Raw genomic sequence first — 26,608 nt, forward strand, 5'->3', positions numbered from 1 at the left:
GGGCGATGGCGTCCCCGACCGCGTCTCTTCATGACCGCTCCGTCCAGGAGATGGCGATGGTCGCCGAGGTCGCGTGTGTCCTGACGGTGAGCGAAATCGCCGCCGGCGCCCTGCTGGATCAGAGCCAGGCCCTGACAACGCTGCTGCCGCTGACCCTGGAGGCGTTGCAGGACGGGACGATCTCCTGGGCCCACGCCCGGATCATGGTGGACGAAACCGCCGACCTGGGCCCGGAAGGGGCCGCGGCGCTGGAGGCGCACTTCCTGGACCCCGACGCGCCCAGCCCGGCCCGCGGGTGCCCGGCCGGGGAGCTCGTCCCGGGCCGGTTCCGCGCCAAATCCCGCACCTGGCGCGAACGCCACCACCCGGACAGCATCGAACAACGCCATGCCAAGTCCGCGAAGGACCGGCGGGTCGAGTTCGCCCCGGACCGCGACGGGATGGCCTGGTTCTCCGCGTATTTGCCGGCGGTAACGGCCGCGGGGATCTGGGAACGGACCACCGCCGCCGCCCGCACGCTCCAGGGCCCGGAGGAGACCCGGCCCCTGACCCAGCTCCGCGCCGACGTCGCCGCCTTCCTGCTCCTGGGCCCCGGTGGCGGCGCCGACGGCAACGGCGGCGCTGATGGCAACGGTCTAACCGGGGAGGTGCCGGTCCCGCGGGCGCAGGTCCTCATCACCGTCCCGGTCCTGTCCCTGCTCGGCGCCGGGGACGAACCGGCGATGCTGGACGGATACGGGCCGATCCCGCCGTCGATGGCCCGCCGCCTGCTCGCCGACGGCGCGGAGTCCTTCCACCGCGTCCTGACCGACCCCCGCGACGGCGCCCCGCTGGAAATCGGACGGACGAACTACCGCCCCACCAAGGCCATGCGGCTCTGGCTGCACCTCCGCGACGGCCGATGCCCGTTTCCCGGATGCAACAACCAGTCCCTGGACAACGAGGCCGACCACCTCCTGGCCTGGGCCGACGGCGGCACCACCGGAATCACCAACCTCGGCCAGCCATGTCGCAAGCACCACGGCCTCAAACACGGCTCCGGATGGACACCCTCCGGGGCCAGCAAAGACAAACCACCGGGCTGGACCTCGCCCTCCGGCCGGTACTATCCCAGCGAACAGCAGGACTGGGAACCACCCGACTGGCCACCCCACCTCCAGCCCGCCGGCGACGGCTTAGACGAAGTCCAGCCCGCGGACGAAAGACCGGACCAAACCCTGCCCCCGGATCCAGGATCTTATCCGGACCCGGATCCCGAACTGGCCCTGACGGCGTATCCAGGTTGGAATCCCGATCTGGACCTGCCCGCGGACCCGGGCTGGGATCCCGGCTGTGATCCCGACGTGGACGCGCCCCCTGACCCCGGCGGCGATCCCAACCTGGAACTGCCCCCGGACCCCTTCCCGGACTGGTCCCTATTCGCCTACGAGCCTGCAGGCTGGGGGTCGGCGGCATCGGACGCGACCGGCACAGCGTCAGACGGGACCGGCTCTGCGCCGGCACGGGCGCCGGCATCGGGGGTCTCCGGGACGGCGTCCCGGTGCCGGGCCGCGAGGACTTCCTGGAGCCAGTAGTACGAGGCCTTCTTGGTGCGCTCCTGGGTTTTGCGGTCCACGTGCAGCAGACCGAATTGCTGCTTGTAGCCGCCCGACCATTCGAAATTGTCCATCAGTGACCACACGTAGTACCCGCGAAGCTCGACCGACTCTGCAGCGCCCCCGGGTGACGCCGCTTCGATGGCGGTAGCAATATGGTCCGCCAGGTAACGCACGCGGCGTTCGTCCGGGATGATCAGCCCGCCGTCCGGGTCCCGGATCTCGAGGTCTTCGAAGCTCGCCCCACCCTCGGTGATGTAGACCGGCGGAAGGTTCGGGTAACGCTCAGCCATTTCCGCGAGCGCGACGGACATGTATTCCGGTTTGATGGGCCAGCCGTAAGCGGTGGTCTCGGTGTCCGGGAACGAGACAATGTGGAACGGGGAGCCGGGTGCGGTGCCGCTCAGGTCATCGCCCATAGCCTCGGCCATCCCCTTGGGCACGGCGCCGTCACCCGGGCCGGACGCCACACGCGTTGGCATGTAGTAATTGAGCCCGTAGAAGTCCAGCGGCTGCGAGATCAGCTTCATGTCTTCGCTGGACGGGCTGAAGGAGGAGAACAAGGTAGCCGCCCGGATTGCGTCAGGGTACTTGCCGAGCAGGACGGGGTCCGCGTAGAGCCGGTTCTGCGCCATGTCCATAAGACCGGCGCTGAGCTTGTCCAGGGGGTTGATCGAGGCCGGCACCATCGGCGAATAGACATTCGTGATCCCGATGTCGCCCGGCACATTGGCGGCCCGGAGCGCCTGCAACGACAACCCGTGGCCCAGCAGTTGGTGATGGACGCTGGGCAGGGCCTTCAGCATGAGCGCTTCACCCGGCGCGTGCATCCCCAGCATGTAGCCGTTGGTGCTGACCGTGGCGGGTTCATTGACCGTCACCCAGCGGGTCACCCGGTCTCCATATGCGGCCGCCGCGATCGCTGCGAACTCCCCCAGCCGGTAGGCGGTGTCCCGGTTCATCCAGCCGCCGGCCTCATCCAACTCCAGCGGCGTGTCCCAGTGATACAGCGTTGCCATCGGTGCGATTCCGTTAGCCAGCAGCAGGTCGATCAACCGGTCGTAGAAGTCGAGGCCCGCGGGATTGACCGGCCCGCTGCCGCCGGGCTGGATGCGTGACCAGGACAGGGAAAACCGGTAGGAGTCGACCCCGAGTTCTTTCATCAGGGCCACGTCTTCGGGCATCCGGTGGTAATGGTCGCACGCAATTGCTGGGCTGTGGTCCCCCACGATCGCACCTGGCCTGGCGGCGAAGTGGTCCCAGCCCGAGGGACCGCGTCCGTCCTCATCCAGGGCACCTTCGATCTGGAAGGCTGCGGTGGCCACGCCGAGGGTGAAACGCGGCGGCAGCAGGGCGGCCAGGTCCTTGGCTGATGCTTTCATCAGTGGATTTCCCCTATGTAGTTTCGGGCAGTTGACTGATTTTAGGCCGCGGCGCATCCCCGCGCCACGACCGGCGCCCGCGTGCCGATCGCCTCGCCGTCCGGAACAGCTCCCGCGGAACCTTAGTACGCGGCGGCCTCAGGCCCGAACAGGAATTCCTTGGCGTGCGCCACGGCCTTTTTGAACGCGTCGTTCCGCAGCGCCAGAAGCTGTTCCGTTTCGTCCGCGGAAGGCTCCAGATAACTCGTGTACCCCGGCCGCAGCACCCAGATATCCCCGGTCGGCGGCAGGTAAAAGACGCCGAAGGAGCGGTGCTGGCTGTCATCGGCGGTCCAGATCGGGACCACCGCGAGCGCGGCCCCGGTGTCGATGTTGATCCACTGGGCCCGCGGAAGCGGCGCTTCGTGGGCCTCCGGGTCAAGGAAAGGGGCTGTCCCTTTGCCCCAACGCGCCTCGAAACGCTCGTGGAAGACCGGCATCAGATGCGAATCGTAGCGGCGCCATGTGGTCATGGCCGCCCTCCTTCTATAGTGCCTATTGTGCTCCTTGACCGGGTGCCGGCGGCCCGGTCACTTGAGGTTGTTGGCCGGGTGCCGGCGGCCCGGTCACGTGGGGTTCTCGGCTCACTTGGGGTTCTTGGCCGGGTGCCGACGGCCGGATCACAGCGGACCGCGCTCCCACCGCACCGGGGTAACCCGCAGGACCGGGCGCTCCTGTCGGTGGTGGCGCACCGGAATCTCCCGGCCTCCGGGGGTAGTGCCGCCGGTCCCGGCAGACGGTGCCGCTGCCGCTGCCGCTGCCGCTGCCGCTGCCGCTGCCGCCGGATCATACTCCGCCCTGGATTTGGGATCCCGCAGGACCGCAAAGGACTCCAGGATGCGCCGCGCTTCGTCGCCGTCGCCGTCCCCGTCTCCGGATCCAGCGCCGGTTCCGCCACTGGCGCCGGCACGGGTGGCCGCTTCGACGTCGGGGTGGCGGAGGCGCATCAGCGCCCGGAAGGCGTGCTGGATCTCGGCCGTCGTCGCATCCGGCGTCACGTGCAAGGCAGCGTAGTAGCCACGGGGGTCGCGATTCATCAGTTCACCGCCCTCTGGACGGACCGGGCGGGGACCAGACGGTGCCGGCTGCTGCCGGCGCCCTCTGGTCCCCGCGCTAATCGACGGCTCGACGGTGTGCGTCCGCCGCCGCAGCTACTTCCCGATCTCGTGCATCTTGTCCTGTGTGTGCGTGATTTCAATCTTCCGCGGCTTGGCCTGCTCCAGAACCGGAATGCGGAGCGTCAGGACGCCGTCGGCGTAGGACGCCTTGACCTTCTCGGTGTCCAGGGTGTCGCCAAGGATGAGCTGGCGGCTGAAGACGCCGCGTGGGCGCTCCGAGGCAATCAGCTCAACGTTAGGCTGGGTCGGGTCGCGCCGTTCAGCCCGGACGGTCAGGACGTTGCGCTCAATGTCGAGGTCCACCGAGTCAACGTTGACGCCGGGCAGATCGAAGGCGACGACGAATTCGCCGTCTTCCTGCCATGCGTCCATCGGCATGGCAGCGGGCCGTGCCGCCGTTCCGAAAACCTGCTGGGTCAGCCGGTCCAGTTCACGGAACGGGTCCGTACGCATCAACATCATTTCCCACTCCTTCATGCGAGAGTTCTATCCTTTGATGTATCCAGCCAACCGAATTATCTGTGGTGGTGGATATAGATTTTTTATAACACCGGTGCGACACTGATGCAAGAGGAAAAGTTTTGGCACGCCGGAACCGGCGGCTGGAGACTGCAAAGGAGCACCGTGACGGAACGTGGTCAGGAGCTGGGCGTCTACGCGATCTCCGTGGTGGCGCAATTGGTCGGGACCGGGCAGCAGAACATCAGGCTCTATGAGCGGAAGGGTCTGCTGACGCCGGACCGCACCGCCGGAGGAACGCGGCAGTACAGCAACGCGGACCTGGCAGTACTGCGGCGGATCAGCGAACTCCTGGAGGAGGGGCTGAACCTTGCCGGGGTGGCCAAGGTGCTGGAACTGGAGGCGGTCAACGCCCGGCTGCAGGGTGAGCTGAACCGCCTCCGCTCGCGCCGGAGCTAGCGGTCCGGCGACGCTGTCGCGCCCATTACGCCCGGGGCTTCCGGCCCCCGGCAAGGCGGTGGGATTCCTCGAGAAGTTCGCCCAGTTCCCCGGTATCGATCCGGTCGAGACGGACCAGCACGAGCTGCGGTGAACGCTCGTGGTGCGGGGTCCAGAAGAACGTGTCCGGGTCCGTTCCCGCCAGGGCTTCGCGTTCCTCGGTCTTGACCGTGAGCACCCCGTCTTCCCAGATCCGGGCCATCAGCGTGGCCGCGAACCAGGTCGGCTGGCCCCAGCTGGACCGTTCGACCACGCCCGGCAGTGCCAGGGCAGCACGGCGGACATCATCTTCGGTGGCCATGGACCCACTGTGGCACCGGCGCCGGGGCGGGACAAGAGGCGGCCGGGGAGTTAGGGCTGGCTCGTGTCGGCCTTCGAGAGCGTTCCGGTGATCTGCTCACCGCGGATTCGGGCCGTCCGCCAGGTGTCCAGGGCGATCACGCCCCCGAGGATCACGAACGAGATGGACAGCGAGGCGAACGCGTCGGTCAGCCAGTGGTAGCCCAGGTAGAGCCGGCTCACGGCGGCGAAGAAGATCCCCACGCCGGCCAGCAGGAAACCCGCGACGGCGGCCAGCCGGTTGTGGTGGCGGGAGAAGACCAGGAAGGCACTGACCAGCAGGAAGTCGCAGGCGCCCAGGACGTGGCCGGATGGGAAGGAGAAGGTGTAGTCCGCGCCGAAAAGCATCAGATCCACGGGCGGGCGCTGGCGCCCGATGGTGCGCCCGATGATCTGGGCCAGGATCACGCCGGTGAGCATGGCGCCGGCCAGGAGCATCGGCCGCCAGGCGTGCTTGGCCAGCAGGCCCCAGGCAACCGTCACCACAAGGATGATGATCGGCAAGGCAACGGGTCCGAAAACGATCGCGAGGATGATCATGCTCGTCGTCAGCGGTTCGGAGCGGAGGGTCAGGAGCCAGGAACGTACCGGTTCGTCGCCCGCAGCGAGGCCGTTCTGCTGTAGGACACCGGCAAGGATCGAGAAGAACAGCACCGCGCCGAGAATCATGAGGCCGACGGCGATCCGGTACAGGTTCTTCCGGTCCCCCTCACTCATATATCGTTCCTCCACGACGAACTTGTCGTGGAACACCCGCCACCGGCCGGGCGATTTCCCGGTGTTTTCCTCTGCCATTCCCGTCTCCGCTTCTGCGCCGTGTGGTCACTTCCTTCGTGAAGAATATCCCGGTTCCGGTGCCGCAGGGGCTGGCGGTTCCCCGGCCCGCCCCGTGGCGCGCGCCCGGGTAGCCTGAAGCCATGGGCGTTATGAATGAACTCATCAACCCGGGCGTGGTCCGCTCGCTGGAGCGGATCCTCGCCGCGGCCGCACCGGGACACAGCTTGACCCGACTCGCTGCAACGGCCGGAGCGCTCGACGAACTGAGCCTGCGGGAACGCACCGACCTCCTGAGCCGCGCCCTCCTGGCTGACCTGCCGGGAAACTACTCCGGCGCCGCAGCCATCTTCCGGCGGGCGCTGGATGATCCGGACTTCACCGGCTGGATGATCTGGCCCGTGACCGAGACGGCGGCCACCCTCGCCCTGGCCCGCAAGGAAACCGGCGATTTCGAGGACTGCCTGGCGCTCCTCGCCGAGCTGACGCCGCGGCTCACCTCGGAATTCGCAATCCGGCGGCTCCTCGCGGCCGACCTGGACCGGGCACTGGCCGTCATCCAGGGCTGGACCTCCCATCCGGACTGGCAGGTCCGCCGGCTCGCCAGCGAGGGCACCCGGGCCTACCTGCCGTGGGCGATCCGCGTCCCGGAGATCACGGACCGGCCCGCCGCGACCCTGCCGATCCTCGATGCCCTGTACCGGGACCCGGTCGAAGATGTCCGGCGCTCGGTGGCCAACCACCTCAACGATCTGGCCCGCCACGCCCCCGACGAGGTCGTCGCCACGGCGGCCCGATGGCTGGCCGCCCCGGATGCGAACACGCCCAGGGTGGTCCGGCACGGGCTACGGACGCTGCTCAAGAAGGCCCACCCCGGCGCGCTGGAGCTGCTGGGGTTCCCGCCGGCGTCGCTCGCGGTGACGCCGCCCCGGCTGGACCGCACCGTCGTCGAGCTTCCCGGAGAGCTTGCCTTCGACTTCGAGGTGTCCAATATCGGGCCCGCGGAGGCCCGGCTCGCCGTCGACTATGTGGTGCACTATGCGAAGGCGAACGGCAGCCAGGCGGAGAAGGTTTTCAAGCTCGGAACGTCCGTCCTCGGACCGGGCGAGTCGGCGAAATTCTCGAAGCGCCATGCGTTCCGCCAGATGACCACGCGGCGCCATCATCCGGGCGCGCATGTACTGGAACTGCAGGTCAACGGCGTGCGGTACGCGCCGACCGAATTCTTGGTGCGGACCGACACCGGTGAGGGCCGGGACGGTGATTTGACGGGCCGATAAATATGACGTTATTGTCGCTTCAATCATTGGGGCCGACGAGTAAAACCCAAGAAGGACGAAGCCATGACCACAGCAACCGAGTGCATTGAGATCCAGGTCGACAGCCGTCAGGTCCTTGACGAACGGCTCGACGACGCCGTCCGCGGCCTCCAGCAGATCGCCATGGAAACCGGGACGCAGGGCATCCTGCTCACCCGGCACAAGGCCGGCCACTACACGGCGGCGCTGTCCGACCAGGTGCCCTTCGGCATGACCCGGGAACTCATCAACTGAACCCGGCAGAGCCTCAGTGACTGACGTAGGCGACTGACTGCAGCGCAAAAGCCAGGTCCCGGGCGGCGGAGCATCGACTCCCGCCCGGGACCTTTTTTGTGCCAACCGCCTTGGCAGGAACTGTCAGGACGGAACCGTCACCAGTCGTGGACCGTTCCGTCGACGAGGCGGTTGTAGGGCAGGTAGGCCTGCTGGTAGGGGTAGCTGTTGGCGGCTTCCTCGTTGAATTCCACCCCGATGCCGGGCGCCTCGCCCGGGTGGAGGTAGCCGTCGACGAACGTCATGGACTGTTCGAACACCGTGTTCGTCGCGTCCGAGTGCGGCATGTATTCCTGGATCCCGTAGTTGTGGATCGCCAGGCCCACGTGCAGCTGCGCGGCGAACCCGACCGGGGAAATGTCGGTCGGTCCGTGGAAGCCGGACTTGATCTGGTACTGCGCGGCGTAGTCCATCACCTTCTTCAGCGGCGAGATCCCGCCGAAGTGCGTCGACGCGGCCCGGACATAGTCGATCAGCTGTTCCTTGATCAGGCTCTGGAAGTCATAGACGGTGTTGAAGATCTCCCCGATCGCCAGCGGGGTCGTGGTGTGCTGGCGGACCAGGCGCAGCGCCTCCTGGTTCTCCGCCGGGGTGCAGTCCTCGAGCCAGAACAGGTCGTACGGTTCCAGCGCCTTGCCCAGCTTCGCGGCCTGGATCGGGGTCATCCGGTGGTGCCCGTCGTGAAGCAGCGGCAGCTCCGGGCCGAACTCGTTCCGCACCGCCTCGAACACCGAAGGCAGGTGCCGCAGGTACGCCCGGGTGTCCCAGTCCTCCTCCGCCGGGAACGCCCCGCGGCCGGCGGGCTCGTAGTCGTACCGCTCCCCCGAGGCCTGGGCCTGCGCCGCGACCCCGTACACGGCCTTGATCCCGGGCACCGCGGTCTGGATCCGCACCGACTTGTACCCCAGCTCCAGGTGCTCCCGGACCGAATCGAACAACGAGGGAAGGTCCGCGCCCGAGGCGTGGCCGTAGGCCCGCAGCCCGCTCCGCGACGCCCCGCCCAACAGCTGGTACACCGGCATCCCGGCCATCTTGCCCTTGATGTCCCACAACGCCATGTCCACCGCCGCGATCGCGGCCATCGTCACCGGACCCCGCCGCCAGTACGAGGACCGGTACAGGAACTGCCACGTGTCCTCGATCCGGTGCGGATCCTTCCCGATCAGCAGCTGCGCGACGTGTTCCTTCAAATACGCCGCCACCGCAAGCTCACGCCCGTTCAGCGTCGCATCCCCGATCCCGGTCACCCCGTCCTCGGTGGTGATCCGCAGGGTCACGAAGTTACGGGACGGACTGGTCACAAAGACTTCCGCGGCAATGATTTTCACTTTTGGTCCAGGCTTTCCGTGTTGGGGCTAAATTCAGTTAAAGTTCGGTCGGGACGGCCGACGGCGGCCGACGGCTGCCGTGGGCGGCCGGACGGGGCGCTAGCGCTGGGTGGTTCCGCTGGGCGTGGCCCCGAGGAGGGCGAGCTCGGCCCGGCGGGGCAGGCCTTCCCAGTCCCCGGCGGTACTGACGGCGAAGGCTCCCGCGAGGGCGCCGCGCTGCAGGCGGCCGGCGACGTCCTCGCCGTCGAGCAGGGCGGAGAGGTAGCCGGCGGTGAAGGCATCGCCGGCGCCGACGGTGTCGATGCTGGTGACGGGCACGGCGGGGGTTTCCCACCGGCCGGAGGCGGTGTGGACGCCGGCGCCGGCAGCGCCGCGCTTGACCACGACTTCCCGGACCCCCCGGTCCAGGAGTTCGGCGGCCATGGCCGTTTCGGCGTCGCCGGCCGGTCCCGCCCCGGCAGAACCGGCCGCGGAGCCGGCAGCGCCGCCGGCAGCGACCAGGCAGAGTTCGTCGTCGGAGGCGATCAGGATGCTGGCATGCCGCGCCAGCGGGGTGAGGACGGCACGCGCCTCGTCCCGGGACCAGAGCTTGCTGCGGTAGTTGACGTCGAGGGAAACCTCCAGGCCCTCCCCGGCCGCGCGGGCGGCCGCATACTCGACGGCCCGCCGCGCCTCCTGGCTGAGGGCTGCGGTGATCCCGGTGAGGTGCAGGACGCGGGCGCCGTTCCGGAAGGCCCGGTCGACGTCGTCCCGGTCCAGGGTGGATCCGGCGGACCCGGCGCGGTAGTAGAAGGCGCGGGTGACGTCGGCGGTGCGCTGCTCGAGGAACATCACGCCGGTGCCGCGGCCGGCATCCTCACGGTGGTGCACGGCGATACCCTCGCCGCGCAGCTGCCGCAGGATGAACTCGCCGTGCGGGTCGGCACCCACGACGCCGGCCCAGCCCACCCGGTGGCCGAGCCGTGCCACGCCGACGGCCACGTTCGACTCCGCCCCGGCCACATGCATGCCCAGGGAGCCTCCGGCGGACAGCGGCCCGGCGGAGCGCAGCGAGACCATCGATTCCCCGAAGGTCAGGAGCTCAGGAATCCCCGGGTCGGGAAGCACAGGGTCGGGAGTCACTGCCGGCGCTCCGCGGCGAGCCGGCGGTCGAAGTCCGCGGCGAGCGCCACGAACCCGCGGGCGCGCTCCCGCACCGGGTCCAGGTCGCCGCCGGAGCCGGCGTCCCCGAAGAGCGGTCCGCCCAGGCCGACGGCGACGGCCCCCGCCTGCCAGTACCCGGCCGCCTCGTCGAGCCCGACGCCGCCGACGGCGATGAAGGGGATCCCGGGGAACGGGTCGCGCAGCGCCTTGAGGTACCCCGGTCCGCCGATGGACGCGGGGAAGAGCTTGACCGCGGTGGCGCCGCGGGTCATGGCCTCGTAGGCCTCGGTGGGGGTCATCGCCCCGGCCAGGACCGGGATGCCGCGCACCGCGGAGGCCTCGATCGATTCGGCCAGCGCCGGCGTGACCATGAACTGGCCGCCGGCCTCGGCCACGTGCTCGACGTCCTGCGCGGTGAGCACGGTCCCGGCCCCGACGAAACAGCCGGCCGGGGCGGCCGCGCGGACGTCGCGGATCGCCGCGAGGGCATCGGGGGTGGTCAGCGCGATTTCGACGTAGCGGAAGCCCTCCTCCATGGCCGCGAGGGCCGCCTTCGCGGCGGCGCCGCCGTCGGTGCCGCGCACAATGGCGACCAGCCGTGTCTCCCGGATTCCGGCCAGCAGGGCCTCCGGCGTCAGGTCTGTGGTCAGCTCGTCGGTCATGTCATTCACCATTCTGCGAAGGCTCCGTCGGGGTGCCGCCAGACGGGCCCGCGCCAGGCGTGGCCGCGCTTGTCCGCGGCGCGGACCACGGCCTCGTCGATTTCGATGCCGAGACCCGGGCCGGTCAGGCGTTCGATGTGGCCGTCCACGAACTTCAGCGGGGACTTGTCCACCACGTAGTCCAGGACTTCGGCGCCCTGGTTGTAGTGGATGCCGATGCTTTGCTCCTGGATCAGGAAGTTCGGCGTCGCGAAGCCGACCTGCAGGCAGGCGGCCAGGGCCAGCGGTCCCAGCGGGCAGTGCGGGGCGAGCTGGACCTCGTAGATTTCGGCGAGCGAGGCGATCTTGCGGACCTCGGTGATGCCGCCGGCGTGCGAGAGGTCCGGCTGGGCCACGGCGATGCCGGCCTGCAGCGCGGGCAGGAATTCCTGCCGGCTGTAGAGCCGCTCACCGGTGGAGACCGGCGTCGTGGTGGAGGACGTGAATTCGCGCAGCAGGTGGGTGTTTTCCGGGACCACGGGTTCTTCCAGGAAGAGGGGCCGGTACGGTTCCAGCAGCGGCGCCACGCGCCGGGCGTTGGCCAGGCTGAAGCGGCCGTGGAAATCGACCGCGACGTCGCGGTGGTCCCCGAGGACCTCGCGGGCGGCGGCGACGCGGCGGACGACGCCGTCGAGCTCCGCCACGGTGCCGAGGGGGCTCATCCGGCCGCTGGCGTTCATCTTGACGGCGGTGAGCCCGACCTCGAGCTGGGCGCTGATCTGGTCGGCGACCTCGTTGGGCTCGTCTCCGCCCACCCAGCCGTACATCCGGATCCGGTCCCGGACGTGGCCGCCCAGGAGCTGGTGCACGGGGGTGTTGAAGTGCTTGCCGGCGATGTCCCAGAGGGCCTGGTCGAGCCCGGACACGGCGCTGGCCAGGATGGGCCCGCCGCGGTAGAAGGAGCCCTTGGTCATCACCTGCCAGTGGTCCTCGATCCGGAGCGCATCGTTGCCGATGAGCAGCTCGGAGAGCTGGTCGACGGCGGTGCGGACCGTTTCGCTGCGGCCCTCGCAGCTGGCCTCGCCCCAGCCGACGATCCCGCTCTCGGTCTCGACCCGGACGAAGAGCCAGCGCGGGGCGACGAGGAAGGTTTCAATCCTGCTGATCAGTGTCATCGGTGGCCTAGCCCTTGGTCGCGCCGGCGGTCATGCCGGAGACGATGTACTTCTGCGTGAAGAGCGCAATGATCATGATCGGGATGGTGACCACGGTGGCGGCCGCCATCAGTCCGCCCCAGTCGATGCTGGCGTAGGAGACGAAGTCGAAGATCGCGACCGGGAGGGTCTTGGTCTTGGAGCCGGAGAGCACCAGGGCGAACATGAAGTTGTTCCACGAGAAGATGAAGGACAGGATGCCCGCGGTGGCCATGCCGGCCACGGAGAGCGGCAGGGTGATGCGGCGGAAGGCGCCGATCGGGGTGAGCCCGTCCACCTGCGCGGACTCCTCCAGCTCCAGCGGCAGCGAGTCGAAGTAGCTCATCATGATGTAGACGATCAGCGGCAGCGAGACGAACATGTGGCTGAGGATCAGCACCTCGAAACCGCCCACCATCTTCAGGTTGGAGAAGACGTAGTACCAGGGCACCAGCAGGGAGACGCCCGGGATGACGCGCGCCATGAGGACCACGAGGGCCGAGCGGTGCATCGTGAAGCGGCTCATCGCGTAGGCCGCCGGAACGCCGAGGACCAGGGACAGGGCCGTGGAGACGAAGGCGACCCAGAAGCTGTTGAGGATGAAGACGAAGTAGTTGTTGCGCTGCAGCACGTTCGCGTAGTTCTCGCCCGTGGGGGTGAAGAAGAACGATTTGCCGGAGTCGTAGATGTCCACGTTGGTCTTGAAGGATGCCAGCAGCATCCAGAACAGCGGGGCCACCAGGAAGATGACGACGGCGATCAGCGCGGCGACGCGGAACGCCTTGTAGGCGCGGACGCCCAGGGGCTTGCTGCGGCGCGGGGCCGGCGCGGGCCGGCCGGTGGCGGCGGTTTCGGGTGCAGTTTCGGTGTTATTGGACAGTACGGTCATTTGCTTACCGCTTTCTTGCGCATGGTCAGCAGCCACATGGAGCCGATGATGATCATGAAGAACAGGATCAGCACCGCGGAGGACAGCCCGTACTGGTTGTAGTCGAAGCTCAGGCCGTAGGCGTAGACGTTGAGGGTCTCCACCTCGTGGAAGGATCCGCCGCCCTTGCCCTTGGTGGCGTAGAGGATGTCGAAGGTCTTGAGGGCATCGATGCCGCGGAGCAGGATGGCCACGATCACGGTCGGCATCATGAGCGGCAGCGTGATGAGGAAGAAGCGCTGGAAGGCGTTGGCGCCGTCCATCCGGGCGGCCTCGTCGGGCTCCTCGGACAGCGAGGTCAGGCCGGCGAGCAGGATCAGCACCACCATCGGGGTCCACTGCCACACGTCCATGAAGATCGTGGTGCCCAGCGCGGTGTCCTGGCCGGAGAGCCACGGCTGCGGCGGAATGCCGACCATGCCGAGCAGCTGGTTGACGAAGCCGATGTTCGGGTCGAAGATCAGCCGCCACATCATGCCCACGGCCACCGGGGTGGCGACGAGCGGCAGGAGGATGGCCACGCGGACCCACTTCTCGCCGCGGAACGGGCGCCACAGCAGCAGCGCGATGCACATGCCCAGCACGACCTCGCAGACCAGGGCGACGCCGGTGAAGGACAGCGTGCGTCCGACGGCGGGCCAGAAGCGTTCCACGTCGGACAGGACCGTGAGGTAGTTTTCCAGGCCGACGAACTCGGAGGCGGCCCGGACGGAGCCCTGCGAATCGGTCAGGCTCAGGTACAGGGTCCAGGCCAGCGGGAAGATGATGAGCACGCCGACGAAGATCATCGCGGGGGCGGCGAACAGCCACTTGCGGTGCCGGTTGGCCCAGGCGGAGAAGTTCTCACGGGCGCCGGGGGCGCGGCCGGCGTTGCGGCCGGACGGCGGCTCGGACTGCGCGCTGCGGGGAGGGGTCAATACAGACATGGTTCACCTAAGGAGTCGGGGGTGAAGTGAAGAGCTGGCCGGGCGGGGCGACGGCCGGGCCGCCGCCCCACCGGGCGGTTGAGTACTCAGGCGCAGGATGCGCCGGGCGTGCTACTTCTTTTCGCTGTCCAGGAACTTCTGGAAGGCCTCGTGGGCCGTGTCGGCGGCGGAGGAAGCGTCCTCGCCCGTGATGGTGGCAACGATCGGGGCACCCACGATTTCGCGGGCCTTGCCGACCGTGACAACCTCGGGACGGTCGTGGCCGACGCCGTTCTTGGCGCTGGCGGCGATGGCCTCGGCCAGGTCCGCCGGGTAGGTGGAGGTGCCGGCGGGGTCAGACCAGACGGAGGCGCGGGGTCCGGGGACGCCGGCCTTCTGGGCTTCCAGGGTGCGCTCCTTGCTGGTGGCCCACTGGATGAACTTCCAGGCGTTGTCCTGGTTGCCGGAGGCCTCGTTGACGGCCAGGCCCCACGACGGGATGTTGTACGGCTTGGAACCGGCCGGTCCGGCGGGCAGGGCGGCGAAGCCGACGGTGTCGGCGACCTTGGACTTGGCCGGGTCGGTGGCGTTCTTGTAGAGCGAGTCGGCCTCGGTGTAGAAGGCGGCCTTGCCCTGGGTGAAGATTGCCATCGCCTCGGGCCAGCTCATGTCGGTGCTGACGTTCGCCGGGCCGTAGTTCCGGATCAGGCCGCCGTAGTAGGCGTAGGCCTCCTTGGCCGCGTCGGAGTTGACGGCGGACTTGCCGCTGGCATCCGTGAAGTCGCCGCCGAAGCTGTACAGGAAACTGGAGAACTGGGTGACGGCGGCGGACTTGCCGGTGCGGGCCACGAAGCCTGCGGTGTCCGGCGAGGATTCCTTGATGGCCTTGGCTGCCGCTTCGAGCTCTTCCATGGTCTTGGGGACCTCGAGGCCGGCGGCCTTCAGCAGGTCCTTGCGGTAGTAGAGCACCTCGCGTTCGGTGATGATCGGGACGCCGACCACCTTGCCGTCGGCCGTGGTGGCCTTGACCGGGCCCTCCTGGTAGTCCTTCCAGTCCCAGCCGGAGTCCGAGGAGACCTTGGACGTCAGGTCGGCGAGGTAGCCGTTCTTGGCGAAGGCTTTGCCTTCCTGCAGCGGGCGGTACATCATGACGTCGATCTCGTCGCTGCCGGCGTTGAGCTTGACGTTGTACTGGTCCGAGAGCTGGTCTTCGCCGAGCTGGGTCAGTTCGACCTTGAGACCGCTGGACTTCTCGAATTCCGGAATGGCGGCCTTGATGCCTTCGGTCCAGACGTGGTTGGCGAGGGTGACCCGGACGGTGCCGGCGGCTTTGGCGTCGCTGCTGCCGCTGGCGCCGCCGCAGGCGGTAAGGCCCAGCGACAGAACCGCGGCGACCGCCGCGTACTGCATGATCGAACGTCGCTTCATTACGACTCCCTTGGTTTCTTTAAGGGGCTGGGCACACTGTCCAGCCGGCCGCAAATGCATCTTTACATCTGCTCTGGAAGCGATCTTAGATAAATAAAGCAGACTTAAACAACCCCTTGCGCCCCACACGTATGATTTATTTATGAAAACCCCAAAGGCGGAGTCCGCAGTCGACCTGCATTCCGTGCTGGTCGACAACCTGGGACTCGCCATTGCCGAGGGGACCCTGGCACCGGACTCGATCCTGCGCCTGGATGAACTTGAGGCCCGGCACGGGGTGTCCCGCTCGGTGGTCCGCGAAGCCACGCGGGTGCTGTCCTCCAAGGGCATGCTGGAATCACGGCGCCGGCTCGGCACGGTGGTGCAGCCGGCGGAGTCCTGGAACGCCTACGACCCGCAGGTCATCCGCTGGCGGCTCGCCTCCTCCAGGCGGCTCGAGCAGCTGCAGGCGCTCAACGAACTCCGCGGCGCGATCGAACCGCAGGCCGCCCGCCTCGCCGCCGGGCGCGCCTCCTTGGACGCCGGCAGCGATATCGTCTCCCGGGCCGCGCGGCTCTGGGCGGCGGGCCAGCGCGGGGAGCACGACGAATTCCTCCAGCTGGACATCCAGTTCCACGCCGCCGTGCTCAGGGCCTCCGGAAATCCCATGTTTGCCCAGCTGCACAACCTCGTCACCGAGGTCCTGACCGGGCGCACCGAGCACGGCCTGATGCCGCACCTGCCGGACCACGAGGCACTCCAACTGCACGTGGACGTGGCCAGTGCCATCCAGCGCGGCGAGGCGAACGCGGCACACGCCGCGATGAGCCGGATCGTGGAGCAGTCCACCGAGGAAATGGGCGACATCTGGTCCCGCCACCAGCGGCCCGCGCCCGTCCCCGCGCCCGTCCCCGCGCCCGTCCCCGCGCCCGTCCCCGAACCCGCAGCCGCGCCAGCCCCCCGGCCTTCCCTCGGGCCCGTGACACAACGCGGGGTCACATCGCGCTCATCCCCGGCGGTGGGACCGGCGTGAAGTGACCCCGCGTGGTGGAGTTAGCGGCCGCCGGCGATCTTCCGGCTCCGCTGCTCCTGCGCCATCGGCCCGTACGGGTAGGCCCCGACGCGCGGCCGGCTCACCTCGCTCAGCCGCAGCAGCTCCCCCTCGGTCAGCGCGAGGTCCGCTGCCGCGAGGTTGTCGGCGAGCTGGTCCGTGCTGCGCACGCCTAGGATCACCGAGGTCACGGCCGGCTGTGCCGCCAGCCAGGCCAGGGCGACCTGGGCGGCGCTGGCCTCGTGCCGTCCGGCGATCTCGTGCACAGCCTCTACGATTTCCCAGGTCCTCGGGTCCGCGTTCCTGGCCTTCCACGCCTCCATGCCGCGCTCCGGGTTTTCGCCCAGCCGGGTGGCGCCTGCCGGAGCCTGGTCCCGCTTGTACTTTCCGGAGAGCCAGCCCCCGCCCAGCGGCGACCAGGGCAGCAGCCCGATTCCGGCGTCGAGCGACGCCGGAACGATCTCGGACTCGATCTCGCGGACCAGCAGGCTGTACTGCGGCTGCAGTGTCACGAGCCCGTTCCAGCCGTGGGCACGCGCCAGGTGGACGGCTTTCGTCAGCTGCCAGCCCAGGAAGTTCGAGAAGCCGTAGTACGCGATTTTTCCGCTGCAGACGGCGTCGTGCAGGAACCGCAGGGATTCCTCCAGTGGCGTGATCGGATCCCAGGCGTGCAGCTGGTACAGGTCGATCTGTTCCACGCCGAGGCGGCGCAGCGAGTCATCCAGCGCGCGGTTCAGGTGCCGGCGGGAGGTGCCGACGTCGTTCGGGGCCTCGCCGGTCGGGAAGCGGCCCTTGGTGGCGAGCACCACGCGGTCCCGTGCCTCCGGGCGAGCGGCGAGCCAGCGGCCGATGATTTCCTCCGAGACCCCCGCGGCATAGACATCGGCGGTGTCGATGAAGTTGCCGCCCGCGGCGAGGTAGTCATCGAGGACGGCGTGGGACTGTTCCTCGGTGGCTTCGGCGCCGAAGGTCATGGTGCCCAGCGCGTAGCTGGAGACGACGGCGCCGCTGGTGCCCAGGGTGCGGTATTGCATGGGACTCCTCTTCAGTCTTCGGTGGGAGTGGTGCGCAGCGGGTGGTAGTTCCGCCAGCTGTGCTCGGGCGCGTAGCCCAGCAGCCGTTTGGCCTTATCGATCGAGAGCAGTGTTTCGTGCTCGCCGAGCTCCTTGACCACGGGCGCGTTGGGGAACACCTCGGCTGCGAGGCTGGCGCTGGAGCGGCTCATCACCGTGTCCGCGTTGGCGATGATGAACGCCTCGAACCCCGGGGCGCCGTGCTCGAGGGCGCGGGCCACGGCCTGCGCGCCGTCGCGGCCGTCGATGTAGCCCCAGAGGTTCCACTTGCGCAGCATCGCGTCGGCGTCGAAGCCGGGGAACTCCTCATAGTCCTCCGGGTCCATCACGTTGGAGAAGCGCAGGCCGCTGATGCTCAGCTCGGGATCCCAGCGGGTGAGCTGGATCGCCATCTGTTCCTCGAGGTGCTTCACCAGGGAGTAAGTGCTTTCCGGCCGGGCCGGGTATTCCTCGTCCACCGGGATATAGGGAGGGTCGACGTCGAACGGCAGTCCCAGCACCGTCTCGCTGGACGCGTAGACAATCTTCTTGATCCCGGCGCGGCGGGCCGCCTGGAACACGTTGTAGGTGGCCTGCATGTTGTTCTCGAAGGTTGCAGCATCCGGGGCGTGGCCTGGCGCAGGGATCGCGGCCAGGTGCACCACCGCGTCGAATCCCGAGTGCCGGTCCTCGAGGCCCAGGAGCACGTCCACGACCTGGCCGTAGTCGCGCAGGTCCACCTCGGTAAAACCGCGCCCGCGCGTGCCGGTGCGGTCCAGATTCGTGACCTCGTGCCCGTCCTCGCCCAGCCGCCGGACGACGCTCCGGCCCAGCTTTCCGCTTCCTCCGGTAACAGCAACTCTCATCAGTACTCCTCGCATCGTGGGTCGTGTGGGGCTTGTCCCACCCTAGAGGGGGCCGGAGACTGTGCACACCCCCTGGCCGGCCCGGCCGCAAAACCGGGCCCCCAGGGCAGGGTTGCCCGTCGGCGGCGAGTCGAGCTGGGGTCTACGCCGCGCGTGACTTTTGGCCCTAGGCGCGGCCGGGCGGACCGGTCAGGCTGGGGCCATGAACGCTGATCAGCGGATAGTCGTGGGCGTGGACGGTTCGGATTTCTCGACGAAGGCGCTCCGGCTCGCCGGGCGCATGGCGCGCAGCCTGGACGCTCCCCTGGAAGTCATCACCTGTCTGGGCACCTCGGACCTCTTCCTGGCCTCGCACCTGCCCGAAGAGAGCAGCCCCACCACCACCCAGCTGGAGGAGACGGCGAAACGGCTCGTCGACGAATCCCTGGAACGTGCCTTCGGCGGCGACGTCCCGGCAGGCCTGACCCGGACCGTGAAGTTCGGCCCGCCGGCCAAGGTCCTGGTCGAGGCGAGCCGGGATGCCCAGCTCCTGGTGGTCGGCCGGCGCGGCCGCGGCGGCTTCCTCGCCCAGATCATGGGATCGGTGAGCGGGGCCTGCGCGGCCCATGCCCACTGCCCCGTCCTGGTGGTCGGCGACGACGAGGAAAAACGCCAGGCGGCGGAATGAACCGCAGCCGGTGGCCGGTGCGGGTCCTCTGGATCATCACCGGTGTGCTGACCGTCCCCGCGGCGGTGACGGGGCTGCTTTTCCCGGAGATCTACCGGGCCGTCGTGGCAGCCGAGCTCGTGCCCGGCGCGGTGTCCCAGGACCTGATGTCCGCCGTTGCCGGCGTCGCCCTTCCGGTCCTGGCCTTCGCCGACCGGCGGGGGCGCCCAAAGGTCCAGCTCGTGGCGCTGGGAATCCTGGGCTACCTGTTTTACGCCTACGGCATCTACTCCATCGAGCGGACCTACAACGGCTTCTACCTCGTCTACCTTGCCGTTTTTGCCCTGTCCTTCTGGGGCATGGTCTACACGGCCCTGGAGCTCCGGGCTGACGGGCCGAGGCGGGCGCGGCTGCCGAAGGGCATCCGGGTCCTGTCCGCCTCGGGCGCGCTCCTGCAGCCGCTCATCTTTTATCCGCTGTGGATCGCCATGCTGCTGCCGCTGATGCGGACCGGCGATCAGATCGATTCGCTCTACTCCGTCTTCGTCCTTGACCTGTGCTTCATCATGCCGGCGTTCCTCATCCTCGCCGTCCTGACGTTCCGGGGCCGCTGGCCCGGTCTGGTGTTCATGCCCGCGCTGTATCTGCTCGGCTTCACACTGATCTTTTCCCTGGCCCTGGGGGAACTGTTCAAGCCGCTGTTCGATGTCCCTGTGTCCGCGGTGTCCCTGTGGTCATCGGTGCTGCTCTCGGCCTTCTTCCTGGTGCTGGGCGGGCTGCACCTCTGGAAGCTGGACCTGAATCCCGGCGGCGGCGCGGCGCGCCGCACCCGGGCTCCGCTGCCCCAAGCGGCGGATGCCGGCGCCGGACCCGGCCCGGGTCCGGGCTCCGGCGACGGCTCCGGCGCCGGCGCGGCCGCGGGTCCCGGTCCCGGCGCGGGGGCGGGGGCGGGCGCGGAAGGAAGCCGTATCCAGTGAACCGCTCCCCTGCCTCCCTCCGGCTCCGCGGGCCGCTGGCCGCCCTCGGGGCGGCAGCGGTCGCCGCCGGCTACGTCCTCGCCGTCCGGCCCCGGATGCTGCACTGGGGTGCGACCGCCCAGGAGACCGCCGCCCCGCTTCCGGGCGATGAGCTCGTGCGGACTCCCCGGATGCAGAGCACACGGGCCGTCACCATCAACGCGCCGCCCGCGAGCGTCTGGCCCTGGCTTCTCCAGCTGGGGGCCGGACGCGGCGGGATGTACAGCTACGACCTGCTGGAGAACGCCGCAGGCCTCGGGATGCACAGCGCGGACAGGATCCTTCCCGAATACCAGCAGCTCGGCGTCGGCGATGTCGTCCCGCTGGTGCCCGGGAAGGGCCCGGACGTGGGGATTCCGGTCCGGCGCGCGGAGGCAGGCTCGGTGCTGGGTCTGGGCGGCACGCTGGATCCGCGCACCGGGCAGATCAGGCCGTCCGGCGGTGCTCCCGCGGGGCCGCGGGTGGAGCTCGGCTGGACGTTTGTGCTGCAGCCTGTCAACGGGCGCAGCACGCGGCTGCTGTCCCGGACGCGCTACGACTATGCCCCGCTGCAAGTGGGGTTGATTCTCCGGCCGGTGCTGGAACCCCTGCAGTTCATCCTGGAGCGGCGCATGCTCCTCGGCATCAAAGCCCGGGCGGAGGGCCGTGGCCGGTAGCCGGGCGCCAGCCGGTCGGCCCGGGACCTCCGTGACCTTGTGCCCTACGCCGGCTGCCGGCCCGGGCATAGCCTGAGAATTCAGGGACGGCGCGCGTCCGCCCGCCGGGTTCCGGGAGGCAAACGGTGAAATCGGCACATACCAGCATCATCGCCGGCATCGCATTGATGGCGGCCGGAGTCCTGCTGCTGCTGGATCTGCTCGGGATCCTGGACAGCGCGGCCATCGTCTGGCCGCTGATTTTCGCTGCGGCCGGGACCGCCTTCGTGGTCCTGTTCGTCCGCAGCCGCGACAACTGGTGGGCCGCCATCCCCGGCTCCGTGTTCCTGGGCCTCGCGGCGGTCATCCTGATCACCCAGCTCTGGCCCGGGCCGGCGGCGTACGGGGCCGGCGCCTTCCTGTTTCTGTTCATGGCCGGTGGCTTCGGTGCGGTGTATGTGCGCGAACGCTCCAACTGGTGGGCGTTGATCCCCTGCGGGGTGATGCTGACGCTGGCCCTGGTGGTGGCCCTCCCGCCGGCCTGGGAAGGAATGCCCGTGGCTGCCGTGCTGTTCCTGGGCCTGGCTGCCACGTTCGCAGTGCTTTCCCTGGTTCCGGTCCCGCCCGAACACCGCCCCGGCCAGCCTGCCGCCGTCGCGGGCCAGCCCGAACCCCGCCCCGGCCAGCCTGCCGCCGTCGCCGGCGAGCCAGGGGAAGCGGAACCGGCCAGGATGAAGTGGCCCCTGATTCCGGCCGCGGTACTGGCCATGCTGGGGCTGATTTTCGCCGTTCAGGCCACGGCTTTGATCACCGCGAGCGAGTACTTCGTCCCGGTGCTCCTGGTCCTCGCCGGCGTGGCGCTACTGGTCTACGCCTACCGCCACCGCACCGGCGGCCACCACAAGGTGCACGGGGCCTGACGGATCAGCTGTCCCCGCCCAGTTCTGCCATGGCCGCCCGCAGGCGCGTTCCGGCGTCGTCCGCCACTTCGCGGACAGCGGGGTTACCGCTGAGCTGCACCATGGTCTGCGGGTCGATGGCCTGGACCGTCGTCGCGGTGGCGTCGGTTCCGCGGCGCACCACCACGTTGCAGGGCAGGAGCGCCCCCATTTCCGGTTCGGCGGCGAGCGCCCGGCTCGCGAGCATCGGATTGCAGGCACCGAGGATGACGTAGTCCCCCAGTGCTTCCGCGGCGTCATCGCCGAGTTTGGCGGCAAAGGTGGCGCGCACATCGATTTCCGAGAGGATCCCGAAGCCCTGGGTCGCGAGAGCGGCACGCGTCTTTTCGACGGCGTCCTCCCAGCTCAGCGGGACGACGGCCGTGTAGGTGTAGCTCATGCTGTTGCTCCTGGAGTGGTCTTGGCCGGCAGAAGGTAGTCGACAAACCAGTCCCTGGCGAGGATGGCTGCCGCGGCCAGCGTACCCGGTTCCTCGAAGAGATGCGTGGCGCCCTGGACCACGGCCAGCTGGTTGGGGCAGCGCATCATGGACTTCGCCTTGCGGTTGAGCTCCAGCACCTCGTGGTCGTAGCTGCCCACGATGAGGAGGGTGGGCGCGCGGACGGCGCCCAGCCGGGGGCCGGCCAGGTCGGGGCGGCCGCCGCGGGAGACGACGGCGTCGATCCTGGCGGTTGGTTCGGAGGCGGCCCAGAGCGCGGCGCCGGCACCGGTGCTGGCGCCGAAGTAACCGATCGTGCAGGCGGCCGTGTCTTGGCGCGTGGCGAGCCAGTCGGTGGCCGCGGACAGCCGGGCGGGCCAGCAGTTCGATGTCGAAGACGTTGGCGCGGTTCCGCTCCTCCGCCGGGGTCAGCAGGTCCAGCAGCAGGGTGCCCAGACCGGCCTGCTGGAGCACTCCGGCCACGTACCGGTTCCGGGGGCTGTGCCGGCTGCTGCCGCTGCCGTGCGCAAACAGCACCACGCCGCGGGCCGGGACCGGCAGGTGCAGCTGGCCCTGGAGCCGGACTCCGCGCGACGGGATCTCGACCTCCTCATCGAGGTCCGAGGCGTCCGGTGCGCTGGCCGTGGCAGGCTTCCGGGAAGCCGGCTGCGAGTTCTGGAGGCGCTTGGCCGCCGCGTCGAGCAGCTGCACCACCTCGTCGTCTTCGGTGGGCGAGAAATCGCGGTAGTGGTAGCCGACCGCGGAGAACTGGTGCGGGGTGGCGAGGCAGACCACCTCGTCGGGTTCGGTCAGGCTCCTGAGCGTGTCGGCGGGAGCGACCGGGACGGCCAGGATGACCCTGGCGGCACCGAGCTTCCGGGCGATCCGGCAGGCGACCCGGGCGGTGGATCCGGTGGCGATCCCGTCGTCGACAATGACGGCGATGCGCCCGGTGAGGTCCTGCCGGGTCCGGCCCTTCCGGAACCGGACCACGCGGTTTTCCAGGACGGCGCGTTCGTGGTCTTCGACGGCCTGCAGCTCGGCGTCGCTGACCCGGGCATGGGCCAGTACATGTGATTCCAGCACGCGGGCGCCGCCCTCCCCAATCGCTCCCATGGCGAGCTCCGGCTGGTAGGGAAGGCCGAGCTTCCGCACCACGATCACATCCAGCGGCGCGTCCAGGGCGGCGGCGACTTCGAAGGCCACGGGGACTCCGCCGCGGGGCAGCCCCAGGACCACGATGTCCTGACCCCGCAACTCCGCGAGCCGCCTTCCCAGCTGCCGGCCGGCGTCGACCCTGTCTTCGAAAATGGTCATCGGTATGGCTTTCCAATCGGGATGTCGGCCGTGACCTCATCCAGGCGTGCGCTCCGCAGGCTGGGAAATTGACCACTTGGCCGCTCTCTCCCACTATCTGTCAGGAGGCCCTGGGATGTGAGGGCCTTTGTGCCCGGATTGGCCGGCACCCCGCCCGGTGCCCGGCAGCGCCGTCCCCCGAGCCTCCGCGGCGCTCCGCCCGGACCCGGAAATCGGCGCGAGGTCCCGCCGCAACAGGCCCTGCGGTGGCGGTTCCGGGCCGGTGCCCGGTGCGTCGTTGGAGGCGGGAAGATGCTGTATATAATTTCTCCGTACGGTTTTGCAGCGAGCCGTTGGATTGTTCTTCGATCCGGCCGCCCGCCGTCCGCCACTGCCGCCCCGCCGCGGGTGGGCCGCCCGTCCGGATCGTTTTGACCTGAGCGAAACGGCACGACGAGACAGTGGTTAGCGAACCCATCGCAGCTTCCCCAGACGCAACTTCAACCAACCAGCACCTGCATGAACTGGTGCTCAACAGCTCCGACGTTGAGGAGTTCCTGCGCGAACTGGCGCGGGTTTCCGCACGCAGCCTCTCCGAGCCCGGCGACGAGATCCTGTGCGGGATCACGCTTTTTCGGCACCGGAAGGCCGCGACGGTGGCCAGCAGCAGTGCGGCCGCCCAGTCCATGGACGAAATCCAGTACACCTTCGGCGACGGTCCGTGCGTGACAGCGTCCCGGGAACAGGAAACCGTCCACATCCGGGACCTCGGGGACTGCCGGCGCTGGCCGCAGTACGCCGCCACCGTCCGCGGCCTCGGCGTCCGCTCGATCCTGGCCCTGCCGTTCCTGCTCGACGGCGACACCCGTGCCGCCCTGAACCTGTACTCGCACCGGGCCGGCCGGTTTGATGGCAGGGCGATGGACCTGGCCCGGAATTTTGTGAGCCAGGCATCCCTGGCGCTGCGGCTGGCGGTGCGCTTTGCGCACTACAGCGACACGGCCGCGAACCTCCGGGCGACCCTGGAGACCCGGACCGGCATCGACGTCGCGGTCGGCATCATCATGGCGCAGAACCGCTGCAGCCAGACCGAGGCCTTCGAACTCCTCAAGGCCGCTTCCAGCGCCCGCAACATCAAGCTGCACGCCGTGGCGGCCGGCGTCGTGGAGTCTCTCGGCAAGGGGCCGGCCCGGACGCATTTCGACGCCTAGGCCCCACTCCGGATTTCCCGGACCAGCCAATCAACGATCATCCGGCTGGCGCCGGAACTGCTGTCGGCCCGGTGCTGCTGGGCGTGCCAGTGGTGGACGTCCTCCTGTCTCCCGCCGCGGGAGTCCAGGTATCCCGTGAAGGGGCAGTCCTCGACAGCGTGCGGATGCGGGGATCCGAGGCGAAGGAACTTCCAGTGGAAGGCCAGTGCGCCGAGGGCCGTCCGGACCTGGCGGGCGCATACCCGTGATTCGAAATCCGCCGTCCAGCCCGGGACCTCGGCGGCCGGCATCGGACGGGCGAGGTGGTAGCCCTGGCCGTACCGGGCGCCCAGGACGGCCACGGCTTCGGTCATGCCAAGGTCCTCCAGGCCTTCGGCCACGACCGTCAGGTCAAAATCCCGGCCGATCTGCACGAGGGTGGCGATCAGGCTCAGTGTTTCCAGCGGACTGGTGCGGAGACCGGTGAGCATGTCCCGGTCGATCTTCACCGCCGTGAAGGGCAGCATCGACAGCCGTTTGAGGCTGCTGTATCCCGCGCCGAGGTCGTCCATGGCCAGGCCCACCCCCAGCGTGACCAGCCGGTCCAGCGGGGCGCGGAGCAGGTCCCAATCCGCGATCTCGGTTTCCAGCAGTTCCAACACCAGCCGCTGCGGCGCGATCGAGTGCCGCCGGAGGGCCTCTTCAACGAAGGGCAGGCAGCCCGGGTCCGTCAGGGTGGACGGGGCAATGTTGACGGAGACCCTGGCGGAGAGCCCCAGCCCGTCCCAGGCCGCGAGGTACGCCAATGTCTGGTCCAGTCCCGCCCGGAACAGCCTCGCGGTCTCGGCCGTGCTGAGGTGCTGGAGGAACGCTGCCGGCGGCACGAGGCTCCCATCCCCCAGCCGCAGCCGGGCCAGGGACTCGAAGAGGTAGATGCCGCCGGAATCGAAGTCCACCGCCGGCTGCATGTACATCTCCAGCCCGCCGCCAAACAGTCGCTCCTTGCACAAGGCGGCGGAACCGCCGGCGGCATCCGCCTCCGCGGGCGCCAGGCCGGGGGGTTCGAGGGCTACCGGGGGTCCGGCAGCCGCGCTGGCGCCCGCCACCGGCCCGGCCAGCTCCCACCATCCCCGCGTTCGGCCCCCGCGGGCTTTGGCCACCTTGAGTGCGGCGTCGGCGGCACGCAGCAGCGTGCGCATTTCGATGCCGTCGCGGGGCGAGCAGGCCAGCCCCGCGCTCATGGTCAGGGAAATCAATTCCCCGGACACATCGAAGGGCTCATCCATGCTGCGGCCGAGCCGCTGGAGCACAACGCCCAGCGCCGCGGCGTCGCCGCCGGCCGCGCCGGCCACCACGAGCACGAATTCGTCGCCGCCCATCCGGGCGAGGAACTCCGACGGCTGGAGCCGGGCCTGCATCCGGGCGGCCCAGCTTTTCAGGATGACGTCACCGGCCTCGTGGCCGAGGGCGTTGTTCACTTCCTTGAACCGGTCCAGGTCAATCAGTCCGACGACGACGGCGGGCCGGGAGCCGCCGTCGGAATCCAGCACCTTCGCGAGGTGGCCGTCCAGGGCGGCGCGGTTGGGCAGGCCGGTCAGCTGATCGTGGGCGGCCTGGAACCGGAGCTGTTCGTGCAGCGCCACCCGGGCGTTGATGTCCCGCTGCACGCTGACGAAGTGGGTCACCTGACCGTGTTCGTCCCGGAGCGGGGTGATGGTCAGGGCGTTCCAGAACGGCGACCCGTCCTTGCGGTAATTGAGGATTTCGCCGCGGAACTGCTCCCCGCGGGCCAACGCGTCACGGATGGCCCCGGCGGCCTCCGGCCCGGTACCCGCCCCCTGGAGGATCCGGCAGTTGGCGCCCAGGACCTCTGCTTCCGTGTAGCCGGTGATGGCGCTGAAGGATCGGCTGGCGTGCAGGATGTTCTGTGCAGCGTCGGTGATGAGGGAGATTTCGGACGTGGCTTCGAGGGCACGGACAAGGAGCTCCGGGGGAACGCCGTCGGCCACGTGGGGCGACGCCCCGGCCGCGGGTGGTGGCCGGCGAAGAGACATGCTGAACCCTCGAAAGGTCAGTCCGGGAACCGGACATTGATTCGTTCACTGCCAGACTAGCCGTCGCGGGGCCGGAGCGGGCGA

Annotated in this window: 26 protein-coding genes and 2 pseudogenes; 10 read left to right on the forward strand and 18 right to left on the reverse strand. The window is 69.1% G+C overall.

Annotated features, from left to right (window positions below; translation table 11 throughout):
* Window positions 1-56: 56 nt before the first annotated feature.
* A pseudogene (locus AC06G6_RS17040) lies at window positions 57-836 on the forward strand (DUF222 domain-containing protein); the annotation flags it as partial.
* Between the two features lie 587 nt (window positions 837-1,423).
* Here AC06G6_RS17040 and AC06G6_RS17045 read toward each other — a convergent pair.
* The 4 genes from AC06G6_RS17045 to AC06G6_RS17060 form a co-directional block, all read right to left on the reverse strand.
* Window positions 1,424-2,977: a GH1 family beta-glucosidase gene (locus tag AC06G6_RS17045; protein ID WP_479824016.1), complete on the reverse strand. Its 1,554-nt coding sequence runs from the start codon at window positions 2,975-2,977 to the stop codon at window positions 1,424-1,426.
* Between the two features lie 122 nt (window positions 2,978-3,099).
* On the reverse strand, window positions 3,100-3,489 hold the full coding sequence (locus tag AC06G6_RS17050) for a hypothetical protein (RefSeq protein WP_479824018.1): 390 nt from the start codon (window positions 3,487-3,489) through the stop codon (window positions 3,100-3,102).
* 147 nt (window positions 3,490-3,636) lie between these two features.
* Window positions 3,637-4,053, reverse strand: a complete 417-nt coding sequence (locus AC06G6_RS17055) for a DnaJ domain-containing protein (protein ID WP_479824020.1) — start codon at window positions 4,051-4,053, stop codon at window positions 3,637-3,639.
* 114 nt (window positions 4,054-4,167) lie between these two features.
* Complete coding sequence (locus AC06G6_RS17060) at window positions 4,168-4,593, reverse strand: Hsp20/alpha crystallin family protein (protein ID WP_479828737.1); 426 nt, start codon at window positions 4,591-4,593, stop codon at window positions 4,168-4,170.
* A 165-nt stretch (window positions 4,594-4,758) separates the two neighbouring features.
* On the opposite strand from AC06G6_RS17060, the gene AC06G6_RS17065 reads away from it, so the two are divergent.
* Window positions 4,759-5,052 carry a MerR family transcriptional regulator gene (locus tag AC06G6_RS17065; protein ID WP_479824022.1) on the forward strand — a complete coding sequence of 98 codons (294 nt, stop codon included), beginning with the start codon at window positions 4,759-4,761 and terminating at the stop codon, window positions 5,050-5,052.
* A 25-nt stretch (window positions 5,053-5,077) separates the two neighbouring features.
* Here the strand turns inward: AC06G6_RS17065 and AC06G6_RS17070 are convergent, their stop codons facing one another.
* Entirely contained in the window at window positions 5,078-5,392 is a 315-nt protein-coding gene (locus tag AC06G6_RS17070; protein ID WP_479824024.1) for an MmcQ/YjbR family DNA-binding protein, read from the reverse strand.
* A gap of 50 nt (window positions 5,393-5,442) precedes the next feature.
* Window positions 5,443-6,225 (reverse strand): phosphatase PAP2 family protein, encoded by a 783-nt coding sequence (locus tag AC06G6_RS17075; protein WP_479824026.1) that lies wholly within the window; start codon window positions 6,223-6,225, stop codon window positions 5,443-5,445.
* 122 nt (window positions 6,226-6,347) lie between these two features.
* Here AC06G6_RS17075 and AC06G6_RS17080 point away from each other — a divergent pair, with 122 nt between their 5' ends.
* On the forward strand, window positions 6,348-7,484 hold the full coding sequence (locus AC06G6_RS17080) for a DNA alkylation repair protein (RefSeq protein WP_479824028.1): 1,137 nt from the start codon (window positions 6,348-6,350) through the stop codon (window positions 7,482-7,484).
* Window positions 7,485-7,547: 63 nt separating this feature from the next.
* Complete coding sequence (locus AC06G6_RS17085; RefSeq protein WP_307466081.1) at window positions 7,548-7,757, forward strand: hypothetical protein; 210 nt, start codon at window positions 7,548-7,550, stop codon at window positions 7,755-7,757.
* 137 nt (window positions 7,758-7,894) lie between these two features.
* Here the strand turns inward: AC06G6_RS17085 and manD are convergent, their stop codons facing one another.
* The 7 genes from manD to AC06G6_RS17120 form a co-directional block, all read right to left on the reverse strand.
* Window positions 7,895-9,124 (reverse strand): D-mannonate dehydratase ManD, encoded by a 1,230-nt coding sequence (gene manD, locus AC06G6_RS17090; RefSeq protein WP_479824031.1) that lies wholly within the window; start codon window positions 9,122-9,124, stop codon window positions 7,895-7,897.
* Window positions 9,125-9,223: 99 nt separating this feature from the next.
* Window positions 9,224-10,246 carry a sugar kinase gene (locus AC06G6_RS17095; RefSeq protein ID WP_479824033.1) on the reverse strand — a complete coding sequence of 341 codons (1,023 nt, stop codon included), beginning with the start codon at window positions 10,244-10,246 and terminating at the stop codon, window positions 9,224-9,226.
* Window positions 10,243-10,929 (reverse strand): bifunctional 4-hydroxy-2-oxoglutarate aldolase/2-dehydro-3-deoxy-phosphogluconate aldolase, encoded by a 687-nt coding sequence (locus AC06G6_RS17100; RefSeq protein WP_479824035.1) that lies wholly within the window; start codon window positions 10,927-10,929, stop codon window positions 10,243-10,245. Before AC06G6_RS17100 ends, AC06G6_RS17095 begins: the two co-directional genes overlap by 4 nt.
* 5 nt (window positions 10,930-10,934) lie before the next feature.
* Window positions 10,935-12,083: a galactonate dehydratase gene (gene dgoD, locus AC06G6_RS17105; protein ID WP_479824037.1), complete on the reverse strand. Its 1,149-nt coding sequence runs from the start codon at window positions 12,081-12,083 to the stop codon at window positions 10,935-10,937.
* A 7-nt stretch (window positions 12,084-12,090) separates the two neighbouring features.
* Complete coding sequence (locus AC06G6_RS17110; protein ID WP_479824039.1) at window positions 12,091-12,990, reverse strand: carbohydrate ABC transporter permease; 900 nt, start codon at window positions 12,988-12,990, stop codon at window positions 12,091-12,093.
* The gene (locus AC06G6_RS17115; RefSeq protein ID WP_479824042.1) at window positions 12,987-13,955 is read right to left on the reverse strand and encodes a carbohydrate ABC transporter permease; all 969 of its coding nucleotides are present in this window, start codon (window positions 13,953-13,955) and stop codon (window positions 12,987-12,989) included. Before AC06G6_RS17115 ends, AC06G6_RS17110 begins: the two co-directional genes overlap by 4 nt.
* A gap of 111 nt (window positions 13,956-14,066) precedes the next feature.
* The gene (locus AC06G6_RS17120) at window positions 14,067-15,362 is read right to left on the reverse strand and encodes an ABC transporter substrate-binding protein (RefSeq protein ID WP_479824045.1); all 1,296 of its coding nucleotides are present in this window, start codon (window positions 15,360-15,362) and stop codon (window positions 14,067-14,069) included.
* 142 nt (window positions 15,363-15,504) lie between these two features.
* Between AC06G6_RS17120 and AC06G6_RS17125 the strand changes: the two genes are divergently transcribed.
* Window positions 15,505-16,374: a FadR/GntR family transcriptional regulator gene (locus AC06G6_RS17125; RefSeq protein WP_479824047.1), complete on the forward strand. Its 870-nt coding sequence runs from the start codon at window positions 15,505-15,507 to the stop codon at window positions 16,372-16,374.
* Between the two features lie 20 nt (window positions 16,375-16,394).
* Here the strand turns inward: AC06G6_RS17125 and AC06G6_RS17130 are convergent, their stop codons facing one another.
* Window positions 16,395-17,426: an aldo/keto reductase gene (locus AC06G6_RS17130; protein WP_479824049.1), complete on the reverse strand. Its 1,032-nt coding sequence runs from the start codon at window positions 17,424-17,426 to the stop codon at window positions 16,395-16,397.
* 11 nt (window positions 17,427-17,437) lie between these two features.
* Complete coding sequence (locus AC06G6_RS17135) at window positions 17,438-18,310, reverse strand: NAD-dependent epimerase/dehydratase family protein (RefSeq protein ID WP_479824053.1); 873 nt, start codon at window positions 18,308-18,310, stop codon at window positions 17,438-17,440.
* Window positions 18,311-18,512: 202 nt separating this feature from the next.
* Between AC06G6_RS17135 and AC06G6_RS17140 the strand changes: the two genes are divergently transcribed.
* The 4 genes from AC06G6_RS17140 (at window position 18,513) to AC06G6_RS17155 (ending at window position 21,527) form a co-directional block, all read left to right on the forward strand.
* On the forward strand, window positions 18,513-18,977 hold the full coding sequence (locus tag AC06G6_RS17140) for a universal stress protein (protein ID WP_479824055.1): 465 nt from the start codon (window positions 18,513-18,515) through the stop codon (window positions 18,975-18,977).
* On the forward strand, window positions 18,974-19,933 hold the full coding sequence (locus tag AC06G6_RS17145) for a hypothetical protein (RefSeq protein WP_479824057.1): 960 nt from the start codon (window positions 18,974-18,976) through the stop codon (window positions 19,931-19,933). Before AC06G6_RS17140 ends, AC06G6_RS17145 begins: the two co-directional genes overlap by 4 nt.
* Entirely contained in the window at window positions 19,930-20,628 is a 699-nt protein-coding gene (locus AC06G6_RS17150; protein ID WP_479824059.1) for an SRPBCC family protein, read from the forward strand. Before AC06G6_RS17145 ends, AC06G6_RS17150 begins: the two co-directional genes overlap by 4 nt.
* A gap of 125 nt (window positions 20,629-20,753) precedes the next feature.
* Window positions 20,754-21,527: a hypothetical protein gene (locus AC06G6_RS17155; protein ID WP_479824061.1), complete on the forward strand. Its 774-nt coding sequence runs from the start codon at window positions 20,754-20,756 to the stop codon at window positions 21,525-21,527.
* Between the two features lie 4 nt (window positions 21,528-21,531).
* On the opposite strand, the gene AC06G6_RS17160 is transcribed toward AC06G6_RS17155, so the two are convergent.
* Both AC06G6_RS17160 and AC06G6_RS17165 read right to left on the reverse strand, forming a co-directional pair.
* Window positions 21,532-21,945 (reverse strand): DUF302 domain-containing protein, encoded by a 414-nt coding sequence (locus AC06G6_RS17160; protein ID WP_479824063.1) that lies wholly within the window; start codon window positions 21,943-21,945, stop codon window positions 21,532-21,534.
* Window positions 21,942-23,301 (reverse strand): annotated as a pseudogene (locus AC06G6_RS17165) (phosphoribosyltransferase family protein). The gene AC06G6_RS17160 and the pseudogene AC06G6_RS17165 overlap by 4 nt, the downstream one beginning before the upstream one ends.
* A gap of 440 nt (window positions 23,302-23,741) precedes the next feature.
* Between AC06G6_RS17165 and AC06G6_RS17170 the strand changes: the two are divergent.
* Window positions 23,742-24,491, forward strand: coding sequence for a GAF and ANTAR domain-containing protein (locus tag AC06G6_RS17170; protein WP_479824065.1), 750 nt, complete (start codon window positions 23,742-23,744; stop codon window positions 24,489-24,491).
* Here AC06G6_RS17170 and AC06G6_RS17175 read toward each other — a convergent pair.
* Window positions 24,488-26,524, reverse strand: coding sequence for a putative bifunctional diguanylate cyclase/phosphodiesterase (locus AC06G6_RS17175; protein WP_479824067.1), 2,037 nt, complete (start codon window positions 26,522-26,524; stop codon window positions 24,488-24,490). The genes AC06G6_RS17170 and AC06G6_RS17175 overlap by 4 nt on opposite strands.
* Window positions 26,525-26,608: the final 84 nt, after the last annotated feature.

The organism is Arthrobacter sp. CJL-S3, assembly GCF_056711635.1.

What these genes read in the sequence shown, in the direction of transcription:
- AC06G6_RS17045 (WP_479824016.1), bottom strand. Translation starts at nt 2,977, where the DNA reads ATGAAAGCATCAGCCAAGGACCTGGCCGCCCTGCTGCCGCCGCGTTTC.
- AC06G6_RS17050 (WP_479824018.1), bottom strand. Translation starts at nt 3,489, where the DNA reads ATGACCACATGGCGCCGCTACGATTCGCATCTGATGCCGGTCTTCCAC.
- AC06G6_RS17055 (WP_479824020.1), bottom strand. Translation starts at nt 4,053, where the DNA reads ATGAATCGCGACCCCCGTGGCTACTACGCTGCCTTGCACGTGACGCCG.
- AC06G6_RS17060 (WP_479828737.1), bottom strand. Translation starts at nt 4,593, where the DNA reads ATGTTGATGCGTACGGACCCGTTCCGTGAACTGGACCGGCTGACCCAG.
- AC06G6_RS17070 (WP_479824024.1), bottom strand. Translation starts at nt 5,392, where the DNA reads ATGGCCACCGAAGATGATGTCCGCCGTGCTGCCCTGGCACTGCCGGGC.
- AC06G6_RS17075 (WP_479824026.1), bottom strand. Translation starts at nt 6,225, where the DNA reads ATGGCAGAGGAAAACACCGGGAAATCGCCCGGCCGGTGGCGGGTGTTC.
- AC06G6_RS17080 (WP_479824028.1), top strand. Translation starts at nt 6,348, where the DNA reads ATGGGCGTTATGAATGAACTCATCAACCCGGGCGTGGTCCGCTCGCTG.
- AC06G6_RS17085 (WP_307466081.1), top strand. Translation starts at nt 7,548, where the DNA reads ATGACCACAGCAACCGAGTGCATTGAGATCCAGGTCGACAGCCGTCAG.
- AC06G6_RS17100 (WP_479824035.1), bottom strand. Translation starts at nt 10,929, where the DNA reads ATGACCGACGAGCTGACCACAGACCTGACGCCGGAGGCCCTGCTGGCC.
- dgoD (WP_479824037.1), bottom strand. Translation starts at nt 12,083, where the DNA reads ATGACACTGATCAGCAGGATTGAAACCTTCCTCGTCGCCCCGCGCTGG.
- AC06G6_RS17110 (WP_479824039.1), bottom strand. Translation starts at nt 12,990, where the DNA reads ATGACCGTACTGTCCAATAACACCGAAACTGCACCCGAAACCGCCGCC.
- AC06G6_RS17115 (WP_479824042.1), bottom strand. Translation starts at nt 13,955, where the DNA reads ATGTCTGTATTGACCCCTCCCCGCAGCGCGCAGTCCGAGCCGCCGTCC.
- AC06G6_RS17120 (WP_479824045.1), bottom strand. Translation starts at nt 15,362, where the DNA reads ATGAAGCGACGTTCGATCATGCAGTACGCGGCGGTCGCCGCGGTTCTG.
- AC06G6_RS17125 (WP_479824047.1), top strand. Translation starts at nt 15,505, where the DNA reads ATGAAAACCCCAAAGGCGGAGTCCGCAGTCGACCTGCATTCCGTGCTG.
- AC06G6_RS17130 (WP_479824049.1), bottom strand. Translation starts at nt 17,426, where the DNA reads ATGCAATACCGCACCCTGGGCACCAGCGGCGCCGTCGTCTCCAGCTAC.
- AC06G6_RS17135 (WP_479824053.1), bottom strand. Translation starts at nt 18,310, where the DNA reads ATGAGAGTTGCTGTTACCGGAGGAAGCGGAAAGCTGGGCCGGAGCGTC.
- AC06G6_RS17140 (WP_479824055.1), top strand. Translation starts at nt 18,513, where the DNA reads ATGAACGCTGATCAGCGGATAGTCGTGGGCGTGGACGGTTCGGATTTC.
- AC06G6_RS17145 (WP_479824057.1), top strand. Translation starts at nt 18,974, where the DNA reads ATGAACCGCAGCCGGTGGCCGGTGCGGGTCCTCTGGATCATCACCGGT.
- AC06G6_RS17160 (WP_479824063.1), bottom strand. Translation starts at nt 21,945, where the DNA reads ATGAGCTACACCTACACGGCCGTCGTCCCGCTGAGCTGGGAGGACGCC.
- AC06G6_RS17175 (WP_479824067.1), bottom strand. Translation starts at nt 26,524, where the DNA reads ATGTCTCTTCGCCGGCCACCACCCGCGGCCGGGGCGTCGCCCCACGTG.